General features: G+C 38.7%; 20 protein-coding genes. 14 read left to right on the forward strand and 6 right to left on the reverse strand.

From position 1 onward, the window contains the following. Nucleotides 1-75: 75 nt before the first annotated feature. A complete protein-coding gene (locus Q8M41_RS17370) occupies nucleotides 76-642 on the reverse strand; it encodes an RNA polymerase sigma-70 factor (protein ID WP_305366572.1) in 567 nt (188 codons plus the stop codon). Between the two features lie 435 nt (nucleotides 643-1077). Here Q8M41_RS17370 and Q8M41_RS17375 point away from each other — a divergent pair, with 435 nt between their 5' ends. Next, entirely contained in the window at nucleotides 1078-2334 is a 1257-nt protein-coding gene (locus Q8M41_RS17375; protein ID WP_305366573.1) for an ROK family protein, read from the forward strand. A 79-nt stretch (nucleotides 2335-2413) separates the two neighbouring features. Here Q8M41_RS17375 and Q8M41_RS17380 read toward each other — a convergent pair whose 3' ends face one another. Beyond that, nucleotides 2414-3403, reverse strand: coding sequence for an aspartate-semialdehyde dehydrogenase (locus Q8M41_RS17380; RefSeq protein WP_305366574.1), 990 nt, complete (start codon nucleotides 3401-3403; stop codon nucleotides 2414-2416). Nucleotides 3404-3631: 228 nt separating this feature from the next. On the opposite strand from Q8M41_RS17380, the gene Q8M41_RS17385 reads away from it, so the two are divergent. The 4 genes from Q8M41_RS17385 (at nucleotide 3632) to Q8M41_RS17400 (ending at nucleotide 12009) form a co-directional block, all read left to right on the forward strand. Then, nucleotides 3632-9508: a lamin tail domain-containing protein gene (locus Q8M41_RS17385; protein WP_305366575.1), complete on the forward strand. Its 5877-nt coding sequence runs from the start codon at nucleotides 3632-3634 to the stop codon at nucleotides 9506-9508. Nucleotides 9509-9575: 67 nt separating this feature from the next. Continuing rightward, nucleotides 9576-10520 (forward strand): NAD-dependent epimerase/dehydratase family protein, encoded by a 945-nt coding sequence (locus tag Q8M41_RS17390; RefSeq protein WP_305366576.1) that lies wholly within the window; start codon nucleotides 9576-9578, stop codon nucleotides 10518-10520. 144 nt (nucleotides 10521-10664) lie between these two features. Continuing rightward, nucleotides 10665-11390 carry a YebC/PmpR family DNA-binding transcriptional regulator gene (locus tag Q8M41_RS17395; protein WP_305366577.1) on the forward strand — a complete coding sequence of 242 codons (726 nt, stop codon included), beginning with the start codon at nucleotides 10665-10667 and terminating at the stop codon, nucleotides 11388-11390. Nucleotides 11391-11409: 19 nt separating this feature from the next. Further along, nucleotides 11410-12009, forward strand: a complete 600-nt coding sequence (locus Q8M41_RS17400) for a hypothetical protein (protein ID WP_305366578.1) — start codon at nucleotides 11410-11412, stop codon at nucleotides 12007-12009. On the opposite strand, the gene Q8M41_RS17405 is transcribed toward Q8M41_RS17400, so the two are convergent. The 3 genes from Q8M41_RS17405 to Q8M41_RS17415 all read right to left on the reverse strand — a co-directional run bounded on the left by Q8M41_RS17405 (nucleotide 12010) and on the right by Q8M41_RS17415 (nucleotide 16320). Continuing rightward, entirely contained in the window at nucleotides 12010-12789 is a 780-nt protein-coding gene (locus Q8M41_RS17405) for a prolyl oligopeptidase family serine peptidase (RefSeq protein WP_305366579.1), read from the reverse strand. A 21-nt stretch (nucleotides 12790-12810) separates the two neighbouring features. Continuing rightward, nucleotides 12811-13764, reverse strand: coding sequence for a rhodanese-related sulfurtransferase (locus Q8M41_RS17410; RefSeq protein ID WP_305366580.1), 954 nt, complete (start codon nucleotides 13762-13764; stop codon nucleotides 12811-12813). A gap of 102 nt (nucleotides 13765-13866) precedes the next feature. Continuing rightward, nucleotides 13867-16320, reverse strand: a complete 2454-nt coding sequence (locus Q8M41_RS17415) for a DUF5686 and carboxypeptidase regulatory-like domain-containing protein (protein WP_305366581.1) — start codon at nucleotides 16318-16320, stop codon at nucleotides 13867-13869. Nucleotides 16321-16462: 142 nt separating this feature from the next. Between Q8M41_RS17415 and kbl the strand changes: the two genes are divergently transcribed. From kbl to Q8M41_RS17460, 9 genes are all read left to right on the forward strand, one after another. Further along, a complete protein-coding gene (gene kbl, locus Q8M41_RS17420; RefSeq protein ID WP_305366582.1) occupies nucleotides 16463-17653 on the forward strand; it encodes a glycine C-acetyltransferase in 1191 nt (396 codons plus the stop codon). 43 nt (nucleotides 17654-17696) lie between these two features. Then, entirely contained in the window at nucleotides 17697-17966 is a 270-nt protein-coding gene (locus Q8M41_RS17425; protein WP_305366583.1) for a DUF6364 family protein, read from the forward strand. After that, entirely contained in the window at nucleotides 17956-18369 is a 414-nt protein-coding gene (locus tag Q8M41_RS17430) for a PIN domain-containing protein (protein ID WP_305366584.1), read from the forward strand. Before Q8M41_RS17425 ends, Q8M41_RS17430 begins: the two co-directional genes overlap by 11 nt. A gap of 6 nt (nucleotides 18370-18375) precedes the next feature. Beyond that, on the forward strand, nucleotides 18376-19446 hold the full coding sequence (pheS, locus tag Q8M41_RS17435; RefSeq protein ID WP_305366585.1) for a phenylalanine--tRNA ligase subunit alpha: 1071 nt from the start codon (nucleotides 18376-18378) through the stop codon (nucleotides 19444-19446). Continuing rightward, nucleotides 19446-19862: a hypothetical protein gene (locus Q8M41_RS17440; protein WP_305366586.1), complete on the forward strand. Its 417-nt coding sequence runs from the start codon at nucleotides 19446-19448 to the stop codon at nucleotides 19860-19862. The genes pheS and Q8M41_RS17440 overlap by 1 nt, the downstream gene beginning before the upstream one ends. A 1-nt stretch (nucleotide 19863) precedes the next feature. Beyond that, nucleotides 19864-20439 (forward strand): TetR/AcrR family transcriptional regulator, encoded by a 576-nt coding sequence (locus Q8M41_RS17445; RefSeq protein WP_305366587.1) that lies wholly within the window; start codon nucleotides 19864-19866, stop codon nucleotides 20437-20439. Between the two features lie 318 nt (nucleotides 20440-20757). Further along, nucleotides 20758-22167, forward strand: a complete 1410-nt coding sequence (gene rlmD / locus Q8M41_RS17450; protein WP_305366588.1) for a 23S rRNA (uracil(1939)-C(5))-methyltransferase RlmD — start codon at nucleotides 20758-20760, stop codon at nucleotides 22165-22167. A gap of 47 nt (nucleotides 22168-22214) precedes the next feature. After that, the gene (locus tag Q8M41_RS17455) at nucleotides 22215-22613 is read left to right on the forward strand and encodes a hypothetical protein (protein WP_305366589.1); all 399 of its coding nucleotides are present in this window, start codon (nucleotides 22215-22217) and stop codon (nucleotides 22611-22613) included. Nucleotides 22614-22706: 93 nt separating this feature from the next. After that, nucleotides 22707-23216 (forward strand): phosphoribosyltransferase family protein, encoded by a 510-nt coding sequence (locus Q8M41_RS17460; protein ID WP_305366590.1) that lies wholly within the window; start codon nucleotides 22707-22709, stop codon nucleotides 23214-23216. A gap of 9 nt (nucleotides 23217-23225) precedes the next feature. On the opposite strand, the gene Q8M41_RS17465 is transcribed toward Q8M41_RS17460, so the two are convergent. Beyond that, nucleotides 23226-23729, reverse strand: coding sequence for a shikimate kinase (locus Q8M41_RS17465; protein WP_305366591.1), 504 nt, complete (start codon nucleotides 23727-23729; stop codon nucleotides 23226-23228). Nucleotides 23730-23800 lie beyond the last annotated feature (71 nt).

The following is a 23800-nucleotide window of genomic DNA, read 5'->3' on the forward strand; positions in this document are numbered from 1 at the left end:
AATACACCCCAACAACAAAACAGGACTAGTCTTAATAAATATTTATTGAAAAAAAATAATAGATGGGGATTCCTTCTAATAAAGTATAGAAAAAGCCTTTTGCAATTGGGTCCTGAGAGTCTTTAGAGCCGAAACCAGGTGATTTTTTACAGTATTTCTGGATATATTGAGCTCTTCAGCTATTTCATCATAACTAAGCTCCTGCTGCCTGCTCATTCTATAAACCAGTTGTTGCTGCTTTGGAAGACTTGCTAATACCTGCTCAGTAAATCGCTCAAGATCCTCGAGATAAACAAGCTCTTCAGTTTCATTGGTATTTGTTTGAAGATTCAGCCACATTCTTTCCATTGCACTTTGGGAATTTGCAACCTGACGAAGTACATTTAATGTTAGCCTGCGGGTAATGGTATACAGATATGGTGCAATCGGATATTGGGTATCTAGCTTTTCACGGTTAATCCAAAGACTCATGAAAGCTTCCTGAACTACCTCCTGACAAGGCTCCTTATCTTTCAGGAACCTTAGACTAAAGTAATAGAGTTTACTGGAGTAGGAATCAAAAACTATGCGAAATGCAACTTCATCACCCTCTTTTATACGGGTGATAAGTTCAAAATCGCAAATTTGTTCTCTTTTCTGCATTTTTTACAGTATTCAAACTAAATATAAAGTAAATATTGGAAATTATTATTAAAATTTCCAATGAATTTAAAGTCTGAAAGATATCATAAATATTAATAAAAATTTACAATAAGCTGTTTTTCAATATTTTAGGAATAAATAAATCAATTGACTTAACATTGGAATAAATGACCTACATAATAACAGGTAAAACTATTTAGAATAAACAGATCGCTTTTTTCTCGCTTTTTTAACCAGAAAAGGCATATTTATTCTGGATTTAATAAATTTTGTTCGCAAAAAGCAATTTTGTAACATCTCAGTTATGAGCCATTCCTTATAACATATGTTATGAAAAATCTTCCTTGCTTTCTGATGATCTTCCCTATTGAAAAAGGTTCTTTATGAAATTACAATTATTAATAGTAAATATGTTTAATCAATCTATCCCTTATAATGAAATCCATTCTTCTTGAAAAGTGTTATTTAGACTCATTAACCAATATTGAAAGAAAGAAATATTTACAAAAAATCAGACTCGTAAAATTACTACATACGGAAGGGGCAAAATCAAATGCTGATATCTGCAGGGTATTGAATATAAGTTCACCAACATCAATAATTCTGCTTAATGAACTTCTTAGCGAAGGGCTTGTTGAAAAAAAAGGGAAAGGCAAATCAATCGGGGGCAGGAAGCCAGAATTATACTCCCTTCATAATAATTCCTTTTATGTTCTCTGTATAGAAATGGATCGGTTTAAAACCGAAATGGCAATCCTTGACAACAATAACAATAATATAACAGGGATAAAAAGTTTTTCCCTGAGACTAACTAAAGATAAAAGTGCAATTAAACTACTGCATGAATTTGCAGAACAATTAATTTCATCTTCCGGAATAGATACAAATAAATTAGTGGGAATCGGACTTGGTATGCCAGGGCTTGTGGATTCAAATGCAGGCAAGAATTATACCTATCTTGTTAGTAGTTCAGGCGATTCTAAAACCTTACAGGATATTCTGGAAGAAAAATTTAATAAGCCCGTCTATGTTCAGAATGATGTTAAAACCAATACATTGGCGGAATGCAGATTCGGACTTGCCTTGAACAAGAAGGATGCTTTGGTTTTGTTAATGGATTGGGGTATTGGTCTCGGGATCATCATGGATGGCAAACTGCAGAGTGGAATGTCGGGTTTTGCAGGTGAAATTGGTCATATTCCCTTTGTAAAAGATGGTGAACTGTGCAATTGTGGTAAAAGGGGCTGCCTCGAAACAGTCGCATCGGGAATTGCTCTGGCAAGAATGGCTAAAGAAGGAATAAAATCAGGCCAAACCTCTCTTTTGAATGCACTATCTGAAGAGGAAATCGACCAGATTGAACCTCAGATTGTGATTGATGCCGCAAATAAAGGCGACCAGTATGCGATTAACATATTATCGCAGGTTGGTGAGAATTTAGGAAAAGCTGTGGCAACTCTTATTCAATTGTTTAACCCTGAACTTATAATACTTGGTGGTAAAATAGCAGAAGCAAAGCAATACATTACTATACCCATGCGTCATGCAATTAATACCTATTGCATGACCAGAATAAGGGAACACACAAAGATCGTGCTGTCTACTCTGGGGCATAGTGCAGGTATTCTGGGCTCAGCCAGCATAGTTATTGAAAATACATTTGAAAGGCAGATAGAACTTGCAAGTCAGTAAATAGCCAATTTTGATCAATTGGCAAAGCAAAATAAAAGCCCGGTAATAATACCAGGCTTTTATTTAGTTCTGATCGGAATTAAATCAGTTTCTTCTCAAGCAGGTATTCAGCAATCTGTACTGCATTGGTTGCAGCACCTTTCCGAAGATTATCCGCAACTATCCAAAGGTTTAAGGTTTTATCCTGGGACTCATCTCTACGAATTCTTCCAACAAAAACTTCATCCTTTTCATGAGCGTCCATTGGCATTGGATACTTCAGATTTGCAGGGTCATCCACAACGATTATTCCCTCCTCCTTTTCAAGTATTGAACGAACCTCTTTCAGGTCGAATTCATTTTCAAATTCAATATTAACTGATTCTGAATGTCCTCCCATAACCGGTATACGAACTGTAGTTGCGGTTACACGAATTGAATCATCACTCATTATTTTTTTTGTTTCGAGAATCATCTTCATCTCCTCTTTCGTATATCCGTTCTCCTGAAATACATCTATCTGGGGTATTACATTCAAATCGATTGGATAAGCGTAAGCCATCGGACCATCAATCCCTTTACGCTCATTCATCATCTGGTCAACAGCTTTTACCCCTGTTCCGGTAACTGACTGATAAGTTGAAACTACAACGCGCTTGATTTTATATTTATCATGCAATGGTTTTAAAACTACCACCATTTGTATAGTAGAACAGTTAGGATTGGCAATAATTTTGTCCTGAGCACTTAACTGATTTGCATTAACCTCTGGTACGATAAGTTTTTTTGAAGGATCCATCCGCCATGCTGATGAATTATCAATAACTGTTGTACCTGATTCTGCAAAGCGTGGAGCATTTTCCAGAGAGGTACCGCCACCTGCAGAAAACAAGGCCACATCAGGCTTCATTGCTATAGCATCATCCATGGTCACAACAGTATACTTCTTTCCCTTAAATTCGATCTGTTTACCTGCGCTCTTTGCTGAAGCTACGGGGATCAACTCACTTACCGGGAAATTGCGCTCTGCTAAAACCTTTAACATCACCGAACCTACCAGGCCGGTAGCGCCTACTACTGCGACTTTCATTTTTTAATTTTTTTTAGTGTTAAACATATAATAATTAAGCAAATATGGGAAATTGTTTGGGTTTTTATCCGATTCCTGCCTGCACAGGTCAACTTTCACGTCAATTGTTACTATTATTCCCAAATCGACGGTAAATTACCGATAATAGCAGCCCCTTATACCGGATACTCATTCTATTTTTTAAGAATCTCAACAGGACTTAACTTAATTCTGTTTCTACCTGTCGAAATGAAAAATACACTGGTTCTCCTTCTTATTTTTTATTGCCATATCGGCTTTTGTCAGATAGTTGACGATTTCTCGGACGGCAATTTTAATGCAAACCCCGAATGGAATGGCAGCAATTCGGGTGGAGATTTCAAAATCATAAACAATCTTCTGAGGTCTGAATCAAATAAAGCATCCGGAAATTTCCACCTGAGCACAGCAAATTCACTTGCATTAAACTGCTATTGGGAGTTCTGGATCAACTTGCAGTTCAGTACTTCGAGCTTAAACTATGCCGATATATATCTGATCTCCGATAAAGCTGATCTTCAGAGTGCGGTAATCAATGGTTATTTCATAAGAATAGGTAATACTGAAGATGAAATCAGTTTATACAAAAGGTCAGGCTCTACGGGCAGCAGTATCCGTATTATTGATGGTATCAATGGCTCGGTTGGCTCAAGCAACAATACAGTCAAAATTCGTGTCAGCCGGAACCATCTCGGTCTTTTTACTCTGGATAGGGAAGTAATTGGTACTAATTCAATTATCGTCAATGAAGGTTCATTTGTTGACAACACCCATATTAACACCTCATCTTTTGGGATTTTTATACAGCAATCAACTGCCTCGTTTTTTCAGAAACATTTCTTTGATGATTTCAAGATTGGAATACTGAATACAGATAGCATAGCTCCGATACTAAATATGGTCACTGTTCTTGACTCAAGCACTTTGGAGGTCAGGTTCAGTGAAGCCATGGACAGCCTGAGTGTCAAAGACAAAACAAATTACAATATCAATAATTTTCCAGGCCATATAGTGCAAATAAATACAGAAGCCGATCCACAGAAATATAGAATTCGGCTTTCAGAACCCTTGAATACGGAAAATTTTCTATTGACTGTACTGAACGTAAGTGATAGAAATGGGAATAGGATAAAATCAGGCAACTCCTATTCATTTAACTACATAAAACCATATTATGGCAGTTTCCGGGATATTATAATTAATGAAATATTTCCCGATCCTTCACCACAAATCGACCTTCCCTCAGTTGAATATGTAGAATTAATTAATTCAGGCGATAAAACAATCTCTTTAAACAACTGGAAATTTCTAGACCCTTCAAGTACAGCAATATTGGGGAATATCAGCATCGCACCCGGCTCCATTTTAATACTATGCGCAAAATCAGATACCTCTGAGTTTCAAAAATTCGGCAATGTTCTTGGAATTTCACCCTGGCCAGGTTTAAATAATAGCAATGATGTACTTAAACTGAAAAATGCGCAAAACACCTTAATCGATTCTCTGAGCTACTCTGATCTATGGTACCGCAGCTCCGTAAAAAAGCAGGGAGGATGGAGTCTGGAACGTATCGATCCCAAATCGCTTTGTCAGGGTCAGTTTAACTGGGCCGCTTCGGTAGATTCTGCCGGAGGAACACCAGGGAAAAAGAATTCTGTTTATGTAATGAATTCCGACCTTATATCTCCAAAAGTAGATAGCATAAACAGATTGTCAGACACCACAATCACTGTCTATTTCAACCGGCATCTTGATAAATCTACAGTCCTTAAGGAAAACTTTACTATGCTTCCAAATGCAGGCAGCATCAGGAATATTATTCCGGACACAGACTATAAACAACTCAGGATTACTTTTTCTGAGAAATTTTCAGCGGGGAAAAACTATGTATTGAGCATATCCGGATTAAAGGACTGCAGTGGAAATTCGATTCAGAGTACCCCATCCCAATTGAGTTTTAGTTTGCCGCTAATAGCTCCGCCGCCACCAGAAAAACCTGATACAGCAGTAATTTTTATCACCGAGATCTTTGCTGATCCCTCTCCGGAGGTCGGATTACCCTTGGTAGAATTCGTTGAGATTCACAACCCGGGTAAGGATACCCTTATTCTTGAAGGGTGGAGTCTGAATGACACTCAAACCAAAGGCAGCATAAAGAAGAGTCTGCTAGCACCGGGTGAATTCCTGATTCTTTGTCCTGCCGCAGATACAAGCCAATACAAAGCTTACGGTAAAACTGCGGGAATATCCCCCTGGCCTTCGCTGGGGAATAGTTCCGATCGTCTGGTTCTGAAGAGTTTCAAAAACCGAGCTGTTGATTCCATTTCCTATTCAGACACCTGGTATGATGATACAAAAAAGAAGCAAGGAGGCTGGAGCCTGGAGCGAACTGATGTTTTTTCGAAGTGCCCGGGTATTTTAAACTGGAGCGCGTCAATTGATACTTTGGGTGGAACACCAGGGAAGCAAAACTCGGTCAATATCCGGAATTATGACTCGATACCCTTTAAATCGGATAGTATGATCGTTAAAACTGACACCACTTTATTACTTTATTTGAATAAATCCAGCAATATCAGTTCTATACGAATTGAGAATTTTACTCTGATACCTGCATCTGGTCTAATCAAAAATATTACTGAAGATTCAAAGATCCGGCAGCTAAAAATCACATTCAGTGAAAAATTTCTTGCGGGAAAAACATATGAGCTGGCCATATCCGGAGTAAAAGACTGCAGTGGGAATTCAATTCAAAGTACACCCTCTCCATTGAGTTTTTCTTTGCCGGCAGCAGCACCTCCACCTGCAGAAAAACCTGATTCTGCATTAATTTATATCACTGAAATCTTCGCTGATCCATCACCTGAGGTCGGGCTACCGCTTGTTGAATTTGTTGAAATTCTTAATCCCGGCAAGGATAGCATTAATCTTGAAGGATGGAGTTTAAATGACACCCAAACCAAAGGCAGCATAAAAAAAATTCTGATTGCACCGGGAGAATTCCTGATTCTTTGCCCGGCTGCAGATACCACTCAGTACAAAGTTTTCGGTAAAACTGCAGGAATATCAGTATGGCCATTATTGGGAAACAGTTCTGACCGTGTGGTTCTGAAAAGTTTCAAAAACCGAACTGTTGATTCCATTGCCTATTCAGACACCTGGTATGATGATGCAAAAAAGAAGCAGGGAGGCTGGAGCATGGAGCGAATTGATGTTTTTTCGAAGTGTTCGGGTATTCTAAACTGGACGGCATCAACAGATACTTTGGGTGGAACACCAGGGAAGCAAAACTCGGTAAATATTCGGAATTATGACTCGATACCATTTAAAGCAGATAGTTTGACCGTAAAATCTGATACTACCTTATCACTATTTTTTAATAAATCTGCTAACATAACTTCAATTCGGCTTGAGAATTTCGTGCTATCACCGTCAGCTGGCCAGATCAAAAATATCACTAAAGATTCAAAGAGCCGGCAACTAAAAATTACCTTTAATGAGAAATTTCTCGCAGGAAAAACCTATAATCTGAGTATTTCAGGAATAAAGGACTGCAGTGAAAATTCTATTCAAAGTACATCCTCTCACTTGAGTTTTACTTTGCCGGCAGCAGCACCTCCACCTGTAGAAAAACCTGACACAGCATTAATTCATATTACCGAAATCTTCGCTGACCCTTCTCCAGAGATTAGATTACCCCTGGTAGAGTTTGTTGAAATTTATAATCCCGGCAAGGATACCCTTAATCTTGAAGGATGGAGTCTGAATGATACTCAAACCAAAGGAAGCCTAAAAAGAAGCCAGCTATCACCGGGAGAATTCCTGATTCTTTGCCCGGCTGCAGATACCATTCAGTACAAAGTGTATGGTAAAACTGCAGGAATATCACCCTGGCCTTCGCTGGGAAATAGTTCCGACCATCTGGTTTTGAAAAGTCATAAAAACCGAGTTGTTGATTCGGTTTCCTACTCAGATAAATGGTATAAAGATGCTCTAAAAAAATCTGGCGGATGGTCGCTGGAAAAAATTGATCTGAATCCAATCTCATGTCCCAATTTTTACAACTGGGCAGCATCAACAGACCATTCCGGTGGTACACCCGGCAGAAAAAACAGCCAGGGAGACACATTAAGCAGAGATGTAGAGTTAAAAATCGAGTCTGTCAACATCCTTGCAGATAGCACGCTTAGTATTCTATTTAACCAGATTCCTGATACAAGTTTTTTAAAAGCCAACAATTTTAATATCCCTAAGGAAATTGGAAGATCAAAAAATTTAGCTATCCTACCCGATTACACTGGAGTAAGACTGAACTTCAGTAAAAAATTCAATGAAGGAATAGAATACACACTTTTCGCTGATTCACTCTATTCTTGTTCCGGGAAATTAAGTTCAGTAATGCAAAGTCAAATTTCTTTCAGTATCCCATCTATACCCGAAATTGATTATCCCTTGATAATAAATGAAATTCTTGCCGACCCAAGCCCCAGCCGGGGTTTACCAGAAGCAGAATTTGTGGAACTTTTTAATCCAACATCAAGCTCTGTAAATATCACTGGTTTAAACTTTGGTGACCAAGGCAGAAATTACTCCTTTACCAAAGGTGAAATTGCAGCACAATCCTACCTCATATTATGTGCTGAAAAGGACACCTCACTTTTCCTCTCTTATGGAAAAGTTATTGGTCTACCGGTGTGGCCCGACCTGAATAATGAAACAGATATTTTAATTCTAAAAAATAACAAGGGCAAAGAAATACATAAGCTTAGGTATGACTCCAATTGGTACCGGGATTCTGAGAAAAGAAAAGGCGGATATACCCTTGAGCTTATTGATCCTGAATCAATCTGCCTTAGTTTTCAGAACTGGACAGCCAGCAGGGACAGCTCCGGAGGAACTCCCGGAAAGAAAAATTCAGTGTATCAGTCTGATTACAAGCCTGAACCTGTGAAGTTGAAATTGGTAGAAATTTTAGACAGTATGAGAATTGTCCTAACCTTTAACAAAGCAGCAGACAGTGTTAAAGCGAGCATAAACAGTAATTATTTTCTGAATAATGGAGCAGGAAACCCTATCCATTCCCAAATAAGCGGACCGGATTTTAACCCGGTTATATTAACTTTCAGTGAGCCACTGAGTAAAGGATACACCTATCGAATAACAGTAAGCAATGTCAGTGATTGCAAGAACACAATAATTCCGGCAGAATTCAATTCTCTGGAATTTACCATTAGCAGAAATATTGGCAAGAATGATATTCTGATTACCGAAATACTTTTTAATCCAAGAGTGGGGGGATCAGATTTTGTAGAAATCTTAAACAACAGTGATTATCCACTTGATTTGAAAGATCTTTCAATAGCCAGAATGATCAAAGACAGCATAAATTCAATTCAGCAACTGAGCAAAAAGCAAGTATTCATTGAACCAGGAAACTATATCGCACTTACACCAGATCCCGGCAATATTAAAAAGGAATATTTCTTAAAAGATACTGCGTCCATAATTAAAATCGATCCCTTCCCGATATTTAATGATGATGCCGGCACTGCTATTCTGATCAGTAAAGGACAAAAAATAGATCAACTGAGCTATTCTGAAAAAATGCATTTTCAACTTCTTAAGACTAAAGAAGGTGTAAGTTTGGAACGCAGTAAACTGAACAGACCTAATACTGATCCCGGGAATCTAAGATCGGCAACTTCAGCGTCTGGCTTTGCCACTCCGGGCTACAAGAATTCCCAGCATTCAGATGATCCTGTATTTCAGGAAAATTTCAAACTTGCTTCAAAAACATTTTCTCCAGATAATGATGGCTATGAAGATCTTCTGGAAATGAATTATAAATTTCCTGGCCCCGGAAAGATTGCAAATGTATCTATATTTAATGTCCATGGAGTTTTAATAAAGAAACTTCTTAAGAACTTCATATTAAACAATGAAGGTTCATTTATTTGGGATGGATATAACGAACATGGCCAACCCGCTCCGGGTGGCATTTACCTTTTGAAGGCAGAATTCTTTGATACTGATGGGCATATCAGAAAATTTAGTAAGCCCTTTGTGCTGGCTGTTAAATTTAAATAAATCATGATTCGGATTTTTAATGACTAAAACAAGGCAGTTTTTCTAACTTTGAGGAAAACCAATTATTATGTTAGAAAAAATTGTGGTTATTGGCTCTAACGGGCAGATAGGTACAGAATTAGTCACCGAATTAAGAAAGAACTATGGCGATGGGAATGTCATAGCCTGCGATATTCGCCGGCCTGATTACGATATTAAAAATGCAGGCCCATTCGAGTTTGTCAATGTACTTGAAAAGGATATTCTGAAGCAATTATTTCAGAAATATAAGCCCACGCAGGTATACTTGCTCGCAGCACTTTTATCTGCAACAGGCGAGCAAAATCCCAAATTAGCCTGGAATTTGAATATGAATGGCTTATTGAATGTACTTGATCTTGCCCTTGAATACAAAACAGCCCGTATCTACTGGCCAAGTTCTATCGCCGTTTTCGGCCCGAATTCACCCAAAGATCAAACCCCACAATACTGTGTGATGGATCCCAATACCGTTTATGGTATTAGTAAACTTGCCGGTGAACGCTGGTGTGAATATTATTTTCATCGCTATGGACTGGATATCAGAAGTATAAGATATCCGGGATTGATTAGCTGGAAAGCAGCACCAGGTGGTGGAACAACAGACTATGCCATTCATATTTTCCATGATGCACTCAGGAAAAGCAGTTACAAAAGTTTCCTTTCTGCTGAAACTGAATTACCCATGATGTATATGGATGATGCCATTCGCGGAACCATTGAGTTGATGGATGCACCGGCAGAAAAAATCAATATCAGATCTTCCTATAACTTCACAGGCATGAGCTTCACACCGGAAACACTAGCACAAGAAATAAAAAAACATATTCCTGATTTCAAATTAGACTATACAGAATATGATCAGCGTCAGGCAATTGCTGACAGCTGGCCAAGGTCTATAAATGACAGCAGTGCAAGTAATGACTGGGGCTGGAAACCCGAATTTGACCTCTCTAAAATGACAGAGTCTATGCTTAAGAATTTAAAGAGATAAGCAACAAGCTACCCCGAGAAATTAGGGTTTGTGATTTGGCAAAAATAAAAAATCGTCGAAGAGACCTGAAATTTTACCAGGACCTGTATTTTAGCGGCGAAATTGATGAATTTTAAAAAACGATAGACACAAACAATACATAAAATGGGAAGAGCATTCGAGTTCCGTAAAGAGAGAAAGTTCAAACGCTGGGCGAAAATGGCCGTACAATTTACCCGACTGGGTAAAGAGATTGTTATGGCCGTGAAAGACGGAGGGTCAAATCCCGATGCAAATTCACGCCTTCGTACCGCAATGCAAAATGCAAAAGCCGTGAATATGCCAAAGCATACGGTTGAAGCAGCAATCAAAAGAGCCAGCAACAAAGATGAAAGCAATTATGAGGAAATCGTTTATGAAGGTTATGCTCCACATGGTGTCGCTGTATTGATTGAAACCGCAACGGATAATACCAACAGAACTGTAGCTAATGTTCGTAGTTATTTTAATAAAACCAATGGCACCCTTGGTAAGACGGGTTCACTGGATTTTATTTTCACCCGTAAATCAGTTTTCAGATTTGATCCCGGAGAAATGGAATTGGATGAACTGGAATTTGAGCTGATCGATGCTGGTCTTGAGGATCTTTATGTAGAAGTTGATGAATCAGGGAAAGACATCGGGGTAATTCATACTTCATTTGAAGATTTCGGAAAAATGCAGAAAGCACTTGAAGAGAAGAATATTCCGGTAATCAGTGCCAAACTTGAGCGTATAGCCGAATCAACAAGCGAGGTAACTGAAGAACAAGCCGCAGATGTTTTTAAATTGATCGATAAGCTGGAAGAGGACGATGATGTTCAGGCGGTTTATCACAATATGGCGGAATAAATACCCTTAAAATGCTGAAATGACCTTTGAAGAATTTTTAATCAAGAAAAAAATTGATGCTGTTCAGCTTAAGGCAAAAGAGCAGATATTTTTTTCCGAATTCGAGAGCCATTTTCTTCAGATGGGCGAAAAAAGCTTTGATCATAGCAAGAAATTCTGGTTTAATAAATTACGCAGAGCCTATCACTTAAAAGAAGAACCAAAGCCTGTTAAAGAAGAAGCCAAAATCGCAGAAATTCCTGCTTCTGCACAAGATAAACCAGGAACTGAGGCAATAAATCAGGAAAAGCCGGCTTATGTACCCCGTTTTAAAGCTGCAACAGCGCAAAAAGCAGACCTTCCCACTCAATCTGATCCGCCTCCTGCCTACGTACCGAGATTTAAAGCTGCCATTAAAATGCCGGAGAAGGTAGAAGATACCGGCCTGAATAAAGAGGAATCAGAGGAAAAAGCAAAACCGATATACGAACCAAGGTTTAAGGCACAAATTCCGGTACCTGAGGAAAAACAGCCGGAAATTACACCCGAATCAATTCCTCAATCAAATGAACAAGCGAAGCAGGCCTACAAACCAAGGTTCAAACCTGGCCTGACAAAAAAGAATCCGGAGACCGAATAATTACCTTTTGTGTGAGAATATCCAGGATAAGAATTCAGGTTCTGTGAAAGCCGGATCCCAGCTATTATGACCGGCTTCAGGATAAACTGTAAATTTTGCCGGGCGATTAAGACTTTTTAACTCATTAACCACAGCTTCTGATTTTGAAAGTGGAACTGTTGTATCTTTTCCTCCATGAAATATCCACAGTGGAACATTCCTGTACTTTTTTACATTCTCGACGTGATCGCCTCCGCAGATTGCAAACGCAGCCGCAAAAGCCTTAGGTTTGCGTCTCAACATCTCGAATGTACCCATACCTCCCATTGAAAGACCTCCCACATAAAAACGGGCATTATCTGTATACTTCTGCGATTTTAAATAAGATTGAAGGCCCAGTAAAAGTTGCATTGCTTTACCGGGTTCCCCACCTTTCTGAAAGCCGAAACGATCTCCAGATTTTCCATCCCCGAACTTTACATTTGCCCAGAAATCATTTTTTGGACATTGCGGAAAAACGACGATTGCGGGAAAATCTCTCCTGATATCCGATCTTAAGAAAAGCTTGCTTCCATGCATCAGCTGTGCCTCATTGTCATTACCCCGTTCACCGGCACCATGCAGAAACATAAGAACCGGATATTTCTTTGCTGGATCAAAATTTTCAGGAAGCAGCATCCTATACAAAAGCGTATCATTACCGGCAATAAAAATCTCTTTAGAAAACATCGACTTATCCTGTGCAGCAGAATACTGCAGCATGAATAATGATAAAATTGCCAGGGAAAGGAGCTTTTTCATGAACATATTTTATTTAAATTATTAAACTTGAGAAAGTTTGAATTTCTGCTTATTTACAGGTTGCGGAACTTTAACATAATAGCCCGTCCCATCAAACTCACGCTTTCTTGGATGGGCCTGGCAAATTTCTGAACAAGCACCATCCAACTTTTCACCGCAGGCATCGCATTGGGTAAAATGCTCATTACATTCAGGATTTGCACAATTAATCATTTTGCTTGTGTGTGCACCACAATTGCGACAGGTAGAAATTACCACTGGATTCACTGTATTTACATCTACTGCAACCCGGTTATCGAATACATAACATTTACCTTCAAAATCTTCTCCTCCGGCTTCTTTTCCATACTTAATAATTCCTCCATGCAATTGATATACGTTTTCAAACCCTTCATGCAGCAATAAAGCAGATGCTTTCTCACATTTAATCCCACCGGTACAGTAGGTTACGATCTTCTTATCTTTATACTGAGCAAGCTCATTGATCATAGCCGGAAAATCACGGAAGTTCTCAATGTCAAAAGTGACTGCATTCTTGAAACGCCCGATTGAATGCTCATAGTTCGACCTTACATCAACTATCACTACATCCTGATCATCTTTCATCTTCACAAAATCAGCAGGCTCTAAATGTATTCCTGTTTTCTCTTCTGGATTGATAATGCCCGGATCACGAAGGCCCGAATGAACAATTTCTGCCTTGTAACGGCAATGCATCTTGATAAATGATGGTTCTTCCACATCATCAATCTTAAAATCGATTTTTGAGAAACGTGGATCGGCATGGAGCATATCCATGTAAATCCTACAGGATTCTATAGTACCAGAAACGGTTCCATTTAACCCTTCATCAGCAACGATTATCCTTCCGACAAGATTCAGGGATTTACAAAACTGAAGGTGATTGGATGCGAATTGTTCCGCATCTTCTATTCTACTATAACAATAGTAGAGTATTGTCTGGTATTTTATCATAATTCATTGATACTGTTGCAAACAGCGTTTAATGCGATGCAAATATAAGGCTGCTAAACAAATTCTGCAAGTAGAATTCAGGCAAGCAAATCAGATTAAAACCTAGAGACCGGTGGCTATTCGGAATCCAAAATCAGCCTTCTTACCTTTTAAATAAGACCAGCCATACAAGGCACGGAAATTCAGATATTTGATACCCAAATAGAATTCAGAATAGGAGTTGGTAGCTGGTGTTCCCAGATAATTAAATCCAGCCAGCTCATTAAGTTTTAACTTCCGTAAAAGCGGCAGTTTATTGAACAAAAAGCCCGAAAAATTATGCTCAAAATGTCCTTCCAGATATTGATCAGCGGTGCTGAAATTATAATAATCAAGGTATAGAAAACTATTCACTCTGGGAGTATAACCCAGTGTTTGTGTGCCTATAAAATGCTTATAATCAGTATAATATATATTCTTGGCAGTTAAAAATTTACCTGCTCCCAGCCAAAAAGCTGAATGACCCAGCAGGCCTAACTTTATATCTGTCTTTGTAAGATCGAGCGAGATCCGTGTATAATCCACATCCGACCCGAAAAGTCCCTTTATCCCCCTTTCAAAATTTATCCCCAGTAGCGGATATTTTGATGGCCTGTAAAATTTACCTGAAGGGTAGGTAGCATAATCATTGCTGAACGCGTAACTGGCCCTAAACTTAATTTTAAATGCCTGATTTTCAGGAAACATTGGTAAATCTGATCCTGGAACTATAGGGTTATTCGAAGTAAATTCCCTTCTTGTCAGATCCCTGATTGTATAATCTGATGTATTCCGAAGTGGTCTTCGGTTTGAGTATTCGGTGCTTAAACTGGTTTGTACACTCCCAAATGGCTTTAAATAGGATAGATTTAAAAACCTTGATTCATAGAGTTTGAGCAAATTGCGATCATAATATAATGAGTTGATTGAATTCCCCAACTGATTAATACTCTCCTGATCGCTCAAGTCCAAAACATCTGATCCGGTACTGAACATAAACCTGCCACTCTCCAGTGGAATGGAGGCAGAAAAACTTGCATAAAACTTTTCGCTGGACAGTCCATAGCGAACTTTCCCGGTGTAATGCAGGAATTTGTTGGTCAGAGAATCAATCTGCTTTGAATACGATACTCTATAATTTATTCCGAAACCTTCTACTGTATTATAAAAAAGAGAATTGATCATAGATCCAAATTGATAATACTCCTTTTTAAATCTATTGCGCGGATTATAACCAGTACCTATCAGAAAATTTAATGGCTTTAATTTGTTGTTAGCCTTATCCAGTGAATCCAGATATACTTTAGACTCCCGCTTTGTTGCCAAAGCCTCCTTTTTCACATAGTCAATTTGCTCTTCAACTGTCAGTGGGATTGGCCTTGCCTGTTTCCAATAAGCCGTATCTTTCTTATTTACTTCGCGGCTAATATTTAAAACCTCTCTAAAATCTTTAGGATTTAGCCCTGGATTCAGGTCATAGTTATTGTAAAGTGCGATGTAATAGCCTCCAAATTTAAAGCCCAAAAAACCTCCTGAAAAGTCGAAGTGAACAGAAGATGGCATCCAGATTTTGGCATTTACCTGAATAAACTCCTGTCTTATATTCAGGGTATCCACAAATTGAATGTTTGCTTCCTTGGTCAGGTAAAGATCGGCACTGTGTATGCGCCAGCTGTCTTCAAGGATATAGATTACCCCTCTGAAAACAGGATCAGAAGAACGTTTGGGTATCAGCTCGATCTTATTTATCATTTGACCATTTTCTATACTGGTACCCAGCAATCTGTATCTATAATAAAATAATGCATTATCAGCAATGGGCGAAACAAAGGGGCGTGCACTCAGTCCCTCCATCTCCAACAGATTCTGATAGAAATTGATTCCCATATCAGATGCACGGTTAAAGCTGAAAGCACGATTACTACCCGAAACCTTTGAAGAGATCATTACCTCTCTGTACTTTCCAGGCTGCATATAACTCAACTTTGATTCAGATTCAGACAAGTAAAGGATTCCCTTTCGGTTTGAATCCAGTCCGATTTGCTTACCCAGATCATCAATGTTCCTTCCCAAAAATTTCTTTGGTGCCCCGAGCAATTTCTGCATTCCCTTGATATACACTTCTGCGGTGTATTCATCGGTCTCATTTAAATGATAGTTTCTCTCTCTGATTGCATTCCTGATTACCTCATAAGCAGGGTCTTCTGAATAAGCACGTACTATAACATCTTTCAGTTCATAAATCGCTCCGGTTAAAATGACAGAAATGAACTGATCTGATTGCAAGTTCAGCTCCCTGAATTCCTGGCTAAAGCCAATAGCTTTAAATATTATCGTATGCTTTCCGGGATTTAATTTCAGTTGATATTCTCCTTCACTGTTTGCAGAAGTTCCTGTTGTGGTGTTCTTTTCATACACACTGGCAAAGGGTACAGGTAGTCCTTTGGTATCGGTTATTTTGCCTTTAAGAATAACTTTCTGGGCATATAAGCCATGAGAAACTAATAAGAACAACAGAAATACGAAAACTGATCGCATGTATATTTTTTTGCAAAGATGGCAATAATATGAATAGGCACTCTATTTTGCTATAAATTTGACTTTGCCGTTGAGGAGTTTAAAGAGGAAGAGCCTGAAAGTCCACAGAATTCGTAATTTTACACCCTTAATCTAACCAATTATGTATAAGACCCTTCAACCGATTTTACAGAAAGAACTGGAGGAAATAGAAAAAGCCGGGCTATATAAGCGTGAGCGTATTATTATTACTCCTCAGGGTGCTGATATTAAAATTCAGGGCGGACAGGAAGTAATCAATTTCTGCGCGAACAACTACCTCGGTCTGGCATCTCATCCTAAGGTGATTGAAGCCGCTAAAAAAGCACTCGACACACATGGTTTCGGAATGGCTTCAGTCCGCTTCATTTGCGGAACACAGGACATCCACAAAGAACTGGAAGAAAAAATTTCTAAATTTCTTGGGACAGAAGATACCATTTTGTATGCAGCAGCTTTTGATGCAAACGGGGGTGTATTTGAGCCATTATTTGATGAGCAGGATGCCATTATTTCTGACGCATTAAATCATGCATCAATTATTGACGGAGTTCGTTTGTGTAAAGCGCAACGCTTCCGCTACAACCATGATGACATGGCAGATCTTGAGGAAAAATTAAAAGAAACTCAACATTTACGCCACCGCATAATCGTAAGTGATGGCTCCTTCTCTATGGACGGAACAATTGCCCAACTGGATAAAATTTGTGACCTGGCCGATAAATATAATGCCCTGGTTATGATAGATGAATGTCATTCATCAGGTTTTTTGGGCAAAACCGGCCGCGGAACACATGAACATCATGGTGTGATGGGTCGCGTAGATATCATTACCGGAACTCTGGGAAAAGCATTGGGCGGGGCATCAGGAGGATTTACCTCGGGGCCTAAGGAAGTGATCAATCTTCTCAGACAACGCTCAAGACCCTATTTATTTTCAAATACATTGGCGCCTTCAATTGTTGGGGCTTCGATTGCAGTTTTGGATTTACTTGAGAAAAGTACAGAATTACGGGATAAACTTGAAGAGAACACTCTGTACTTCCGGAAAAAAATGACCGCAGCGGGTTTTGATATCAAACCGGGAACACATCCAATTGTACCGATCATGTTGTATGATGCAAAACTTTCACAGGATTTTGCAGCAGAATTGCTAAAGGAAGGAATTTATGTGATCGGCTTTTATTTTCCGGTGGTACCAAAAGATAAAGCACGAATAAGGGTGCAGTTATCTGCTGCACATACTAGAGAACATCTGGACAAGGCCATTGCGGCGTTTATAAAGATTGGCAAGAAACTGAGAACGATAAAATAGCACGTATATTTTTTTGTATATTTGTACGTACAAAGAAAAGGATATGGCTAATACAAAATTAACGCTCAGCATGGAACCTGAAGTTGTGTATCGTGCTAAACAATACGCAAAAAAGAGGCATATAAGCTTATCCAAATTGATTCAGGATTTTTTAGAAAATTCAATTGAGAGTGATAATTTAAAGGATGATCCGGATCTTAATATACCTGAGGAAATAGAAAAGTTAAGAGGAATATTGAAAGGATCTGATCTCTCAAAAAAACAGTTAAAGCAAATAAAGCTTGAGTATCTAAAAGAGAAACATGGCCTCTGAGAAAATTTTTATTGATTCAGATATTTTATTGGATTTGTTTTTTGACCGGAAGCCCTACTCAATATTTGCTACAAAGTTATTTGATATTGGCTTAAGAGAAAATTTTAGTTTATATACCTCTGCATTAGTCACAGCGAACTTATACTATATAATATCAAAGCAGCAGGACAAGAATTCAGCAAATGAATGTTTATCGATACTCTTAAAATATATTCATGTGCTACCAATGGAACTGGATGATGTTGAATATGGTTTAACAAATGTATTTGATGATTTTGAGGATGCAATTCAATACCATATTGCCGAAAAAAATCATTGTACAATAATCTTAACCCGTAATCTAAAGGATTATAAACATGCTAAAATACCTGTTTTAACAGCACAACATTTTTTTAAACAGTAAATTACAATGCAAGAAAAAATATCCCAATACACATCAGAAATAAATTCATTTCAACCAAAAAACAATGATGAACTCGAAGCATTCAGAATTCGCTTTCTGGGTACAAAAGGCATTATAAAGGATCTTTTCGAAGCCTTCAAAACTGTTTCTGCAGAAGAAAAACGGATTCTGGGCAAGGTTCTGAATGAGTTCAAGCAAATGGCTGAAGCCAAATATCAGATACTTAAAGAAAGTTTAGAGACTGTTGAGAAAAGTGCTGATTCTGAGCTTGACCTTACTCTTCCGGGAGAAGGATTCGAACTTGGTGCGCGCCATCCCCTATCTCTGGTTAGAAAAGAAATTATTGAGATTTTCAAAAAACTGGGATTCAATGTAGCCGAAGGTCCGGAGATTGAAGACGACTGGCATAATTTCTCGGCACTTAATTTCCCCGAAGAACACCCGGCCAGGGATATGCAGGATACCTTTTTCATACGCCTCAGCCCCGACCCCTCTCCGGGAGGAGAGGGGAGTACAAACGGCAAGGGTGAAGCAATTGCGCTTCGTACCCATACTTCATCTGTTCAGGTAAGAATGATGGAAGCAGGTAAACCGCCATTCCGCGCTATTATGCCTGGCAGAGTTTATCGAAATGAGGCCATTTCAGCAAGGGCACATTGCTTTTTTCATCAGGTTGAAGGACTGTATATTGATGAGAATGTTTCTTTTGCCGACCTGAAACAAACCTTATTTCATTTTGTTCAGGAGTTGTTTGGAGCAGGCACAAAAGTGCGGTTCAGACCAAGTTATTTCCCTTTTACAGAACCATCGGCTGAAATGGACATTTCCTGTTCCATTTGTAAAGGCGATGGCTGCCAGTTCTGTAAATACAGTGGCTGGGTTGAAATTCTGGGCTGCGGCATGGTCGACCCGAATGTTCTGGAAAATTGCAATATCGATAGCAAGAAATTTACAGGTTATGCCTTTGGTATGGGGATTGAAAGGATCACCAATTTGAAGTATCAGATCAAAGATCTCAGGTTATTTTCAGAAAATGATATCCGCTTTTTAAAGCAATTCCAATCAGAAATGATTTGATGAGAACAGGAATTTCAATAGTGCTCATTTCGCTTACTTTGCTTTCCTGCACTAAGGATAGCTTAGACCGGATTCCTGAAGCCTATGTAAATTATAGAATAACAATCCAGGAGTTTAATATTAAAAACAAAAATGGTTTGCTGTTGGTCAATAAAATGGATAATACCGGTGTTGCCGGATTGATTATTTACCGCAGGGCTGATAATGCTTATGTAGCTTTTGACCGTTGCAGTTCTGTGAATCCACAAACCAGATGTGCAGTAGTACCGGATGACCCAAACCTGACGGCTACTGATCCATGCAGCGGGGCAAAATTTTCATTATTTGATGGTTCACCTGTGAAAGCCCCGGCTAAGAGACCCCTTAAGGAATATAAAGTAATTATTAGTAATTTTGAAATCTCGGTATTGAACTGATATGGAAGTCGATAAAATCAAGGAAAGTATAAAGAAAGCAGCTCAGGATTTATTCCGAAAATACGGCTACCATAAAACCAGTGTAAATGAAATTGCAAAGCGTGCTAAGATTGCTAAAGCAACCATTTACAAATATTTCGAAAGCAAGGAATTGCTGCTGCAGGCTATCCTGATGGAATACATTCAGCAAAGTGTTCACGAAATCATTCATAATTCATCAGAAGAACTGGATGAAGAAGCATACTTAAGTATGATCATCCTCAAAACCAGCCGATTATCTTATACCGTTTGTAATGAATTTATTGGATGGGAATTTATACGTGAGTCGGCCAATTCACAGGAATTTCTGAAAACTTTATCTGATGATCTTGAGAATCTCCTTATCCAATCTTTCAATCAAACACAACTCTTTAAAGCTGATGATTATATAGAACGACTTCGCTTTTTGATCAAGGCAAGTAAAAGTATTGTCTTCTCATTTGCTTTCACCTCAGTGAGTGATTCTGATGTTCGCAAAAATTTTATCTCCTTCCAAAAAGAAATCCTCCCCTATTTAGTTAAGGCCGCCGTTAAATAAGTCGCGATTTCCACACAGCATTGTAGACTTAAAGTAAATTTAATATTAAACTACTATACCAATTTGGTTTTTGGTATAAATTTTGATATTTTGCTGATGTCAAAAAACCAATTATCATCCATGAGCCGCGAAATTTTAATATTATCCGATTTAATTGATGAGCTTTTTGAATTTTAAGTCCTGATTTACCACGGGATATTGTTTTCATAAAGCTAATCTGTCTGATTTGAACCTGCTTAAAGCATGGCTCTTGTAAATCCTGTGTCAATATATTTCGTTACCCCTTTCCTAAGATAAAAATCTTTAATTTTGCCGCTCATGAAAAAAATTCCGGCCGACAAAAAATTCTTGCAGAATATACAGGTAATCGACATTGCCGAAGAGGGTAAGGGTGTGGGTAAATCAGATGATCTGGTTATCTTCATTGATAAAGCTGTTCCCGGCGACATTGTAGATGTTGAGTTATTAAGAAGAAAGAAAAAGTTCTACGAGGGAAAGATCCAAAATCTTGTAAAGCCTTCCGAACATCGCACCGAGCCTTTTTGCGAACATTTTGGCGTATGTGGCGGCTGTAAATGGCAGCATCTGACTTATGATGCACAATTACAATTCAAACAAAAGAGTGTGAGCGATGCATTGCAAAGGTTGGGCAAAGTAGATGTATCTGATATGGAGCCAATTCTGGGCTCTGCCGAGTCACGCTATTACAGAAATAAACTGGAGTATACATTTTCCGATAAACGCTGGCTGACCGACGGAGATATGCGTAGTGATGAAACCATGGAAATGAATGCCTTGGGTTATCACATTCCTGGCCGATTTGATAAGATCCTTGATATAGACCATTGCTATCTGCAGGCTGATCCATCCAATGAGATCAGAAACAAAGTAAGGGAATACGCACTAAAAGCCGGAATTTCATTTTATAACCTGAAAAGTCATGAAGGATCACTCAGAAATCTGATCATTCGTACCTCCAGTACCGGTGAATTAATGGTGATTGTTGTGTTTGCTTATGCAGATGAAGAACAGATTGAGGGAATGATGAAATTCATAGCTTCTGAGTTCAAAAGCATAAACTCCTTACTGTACATCGTCAATCATAAAAAGAACGATACGATATTCGACCAGGACATTCATACTTATGCAGGAGCAGACCATATTTTTGAGAATATGGATGGATTAAAATTCAAAATCGGTCCGAAATCATTTTACCAAACCAACTCTGCACAGGCTTTTGAACTCTACAAAATAGCCCGTGATTTCGCCGACTTTAAAGGTGATGAACTTGTTTACGACCTTTACACTGGTGCGGGCACAATCGCCAATTTCATTGCCGGAAAAGTTAAAAATGTAATAGGTATTGAGTATGTCCCTACCGCGATTGAAGATGCAAAAATCAACTCCGAAATTAATGGAATTAAAAACACCAGCTTTTTTGCAGGCGATATGAAGGATATCCTTAATGAGGATTTTATCAGCACCCATGGCAAACCCGATGTAGTGATCACCGATCCCCCCCGTGCAGGTATGCATCCCGATGTGGTGAAGCGATTGCTGGAAATGGAAGCTGAAAAAATAGTTTATGTAAGCTGTAATACAGCAACCCAGGCAAGGGATATTGAACTGCTCAAAGCAAAATATGAGGTAGGCAGAATCAAACCAGTTGATATGTTTCCGCATACCCAGCATGTTGAAAATGTGGTGCTGCTTACAATTAAAGGATAGATCAAAACCCGGGGCAAATTCTGCCGGGCATATTAAATTAGATTGCAATGGAAATCAAAGACCTGCTAAATCCTGAAGAAAACACAGAAGGGAATAATAAAGCTAAGGAAAGTCCGCTGAAGAGTCTTGAAACTGATCTGAAGTTTTACAACGAATCGGTGAAAGAAGTAGCCATTGAAATAATGGTGGAAGGCATCTCAGAATTTCCGATTTTTGTTGCCCATCAGCATGAAGTAAAACTGGGTGAACCCATTTTAGATAGAAACGAACTAAATACAGGCTGGAGCATTCATGCCTCTACAATCGAAGAATTTACCGAAAAAGGACTAATTCAACCCGATAAGAAAGAAAGGTTCATCAAACAATATAAAGACCCGTACCAGTTTATGTGTGTATTTGTCATTGTTCCTGAAGGAGCTAATTTTATTTTCTTCCCTTATCAATAGAATCCGGATTGATTGATTTCTTAAATAAATTGAAGGAATAAATAGCAAGGTTTGCACAGGAATATGTAATTTGAATCGAAATTTGAGAACAAGATGGCTGTTAAAAAATTACTGATACTCAATAAAACACAGATTAAGCAGAAGATCGATCGAATGGCCTATCAGATTCTGGAGGATAACCTGAATGAAAAGGAAGTCGTTCTGGCAGGAATTATAGATCAGGGTTATATTATCGCCAAACGCCTGAAAAAAGTCATTGAATCTATTTCAGAGATTAAGGTTGTTTTAATGAAGATTGATATTGACAAAGATAGTTCCCATCTCCAGGCCAGTTCTGATATTGATGTCAATGCAGTTAAGAACAAGGTTGTTATTCTGGTTGATGATGTATTGAACAGCGGCCGGACACTAGCCTACGGACTTGGAGTATTCATTGACATTCCCCTAAAAAAATTAAGAACACTGGTGCTGATCGACCGCAGCCACCGCAATTTTCCTATTTCTTCTGATTTCACCGGCCTGGAAATGTCTACGCTCGTCAAAGAGCATATTGAGGTGGTGATGGATGATAAATCGAAGGATGATGCGGTTTATTTGAGTTAAATCAATGCTTCACCCCAAATTCAAATAAAAAGATAAACGCTCGGCAGTCAGGTCACTCGCACTAACTACATACTTAGCCTGATTATAGAACAATTCACGCTCCTTGAGTTTGCTGCTTATAAAATCGATCAGCTCTTCTCCCTTCAGGTGGCGGATCAGGGGGCGATCAGTTTTTGAATGCTCCAGGCGACTTGCCAGGGCCTTTGGCGACAAGGAAAGATAGGCTACCAATCCGTTTTTATTCATCCATTCCATATTATCCCCAAAGCAGGGTGCTCCGCCGCCGGTAGCGATAATAACATTTTCAGGGAATTCAGTTTTTTGCAAAATATCCTGCTCCAGTTCACGGAATACCTCTTCACCATGGAGTTCGAAATAACTGACAATACTCATTCCTGCCTTAGATTCAATTAACTTATCGAGATCAATGAATTCATATTTTAAATAATTAGCTAGTTTTTTTCCAATGGTTGTCTTTCCACTGCCCATAAATCCAATCAGGAATACCTTCATAAAATTCTTTCTCCTTAAATATTTGACCACAGAGTGATTAACATCTGCTATTGCATCGAAATATTGATAAT

It is taken from the genome of Daejeonella sp., assembly GCF_030684675.1.
Classification (GTDB): Bacteria; Bacteroidota; Bacteroidia; order Sphingobacteriales; family Sphingobacteriaceae; genus Daejeonella.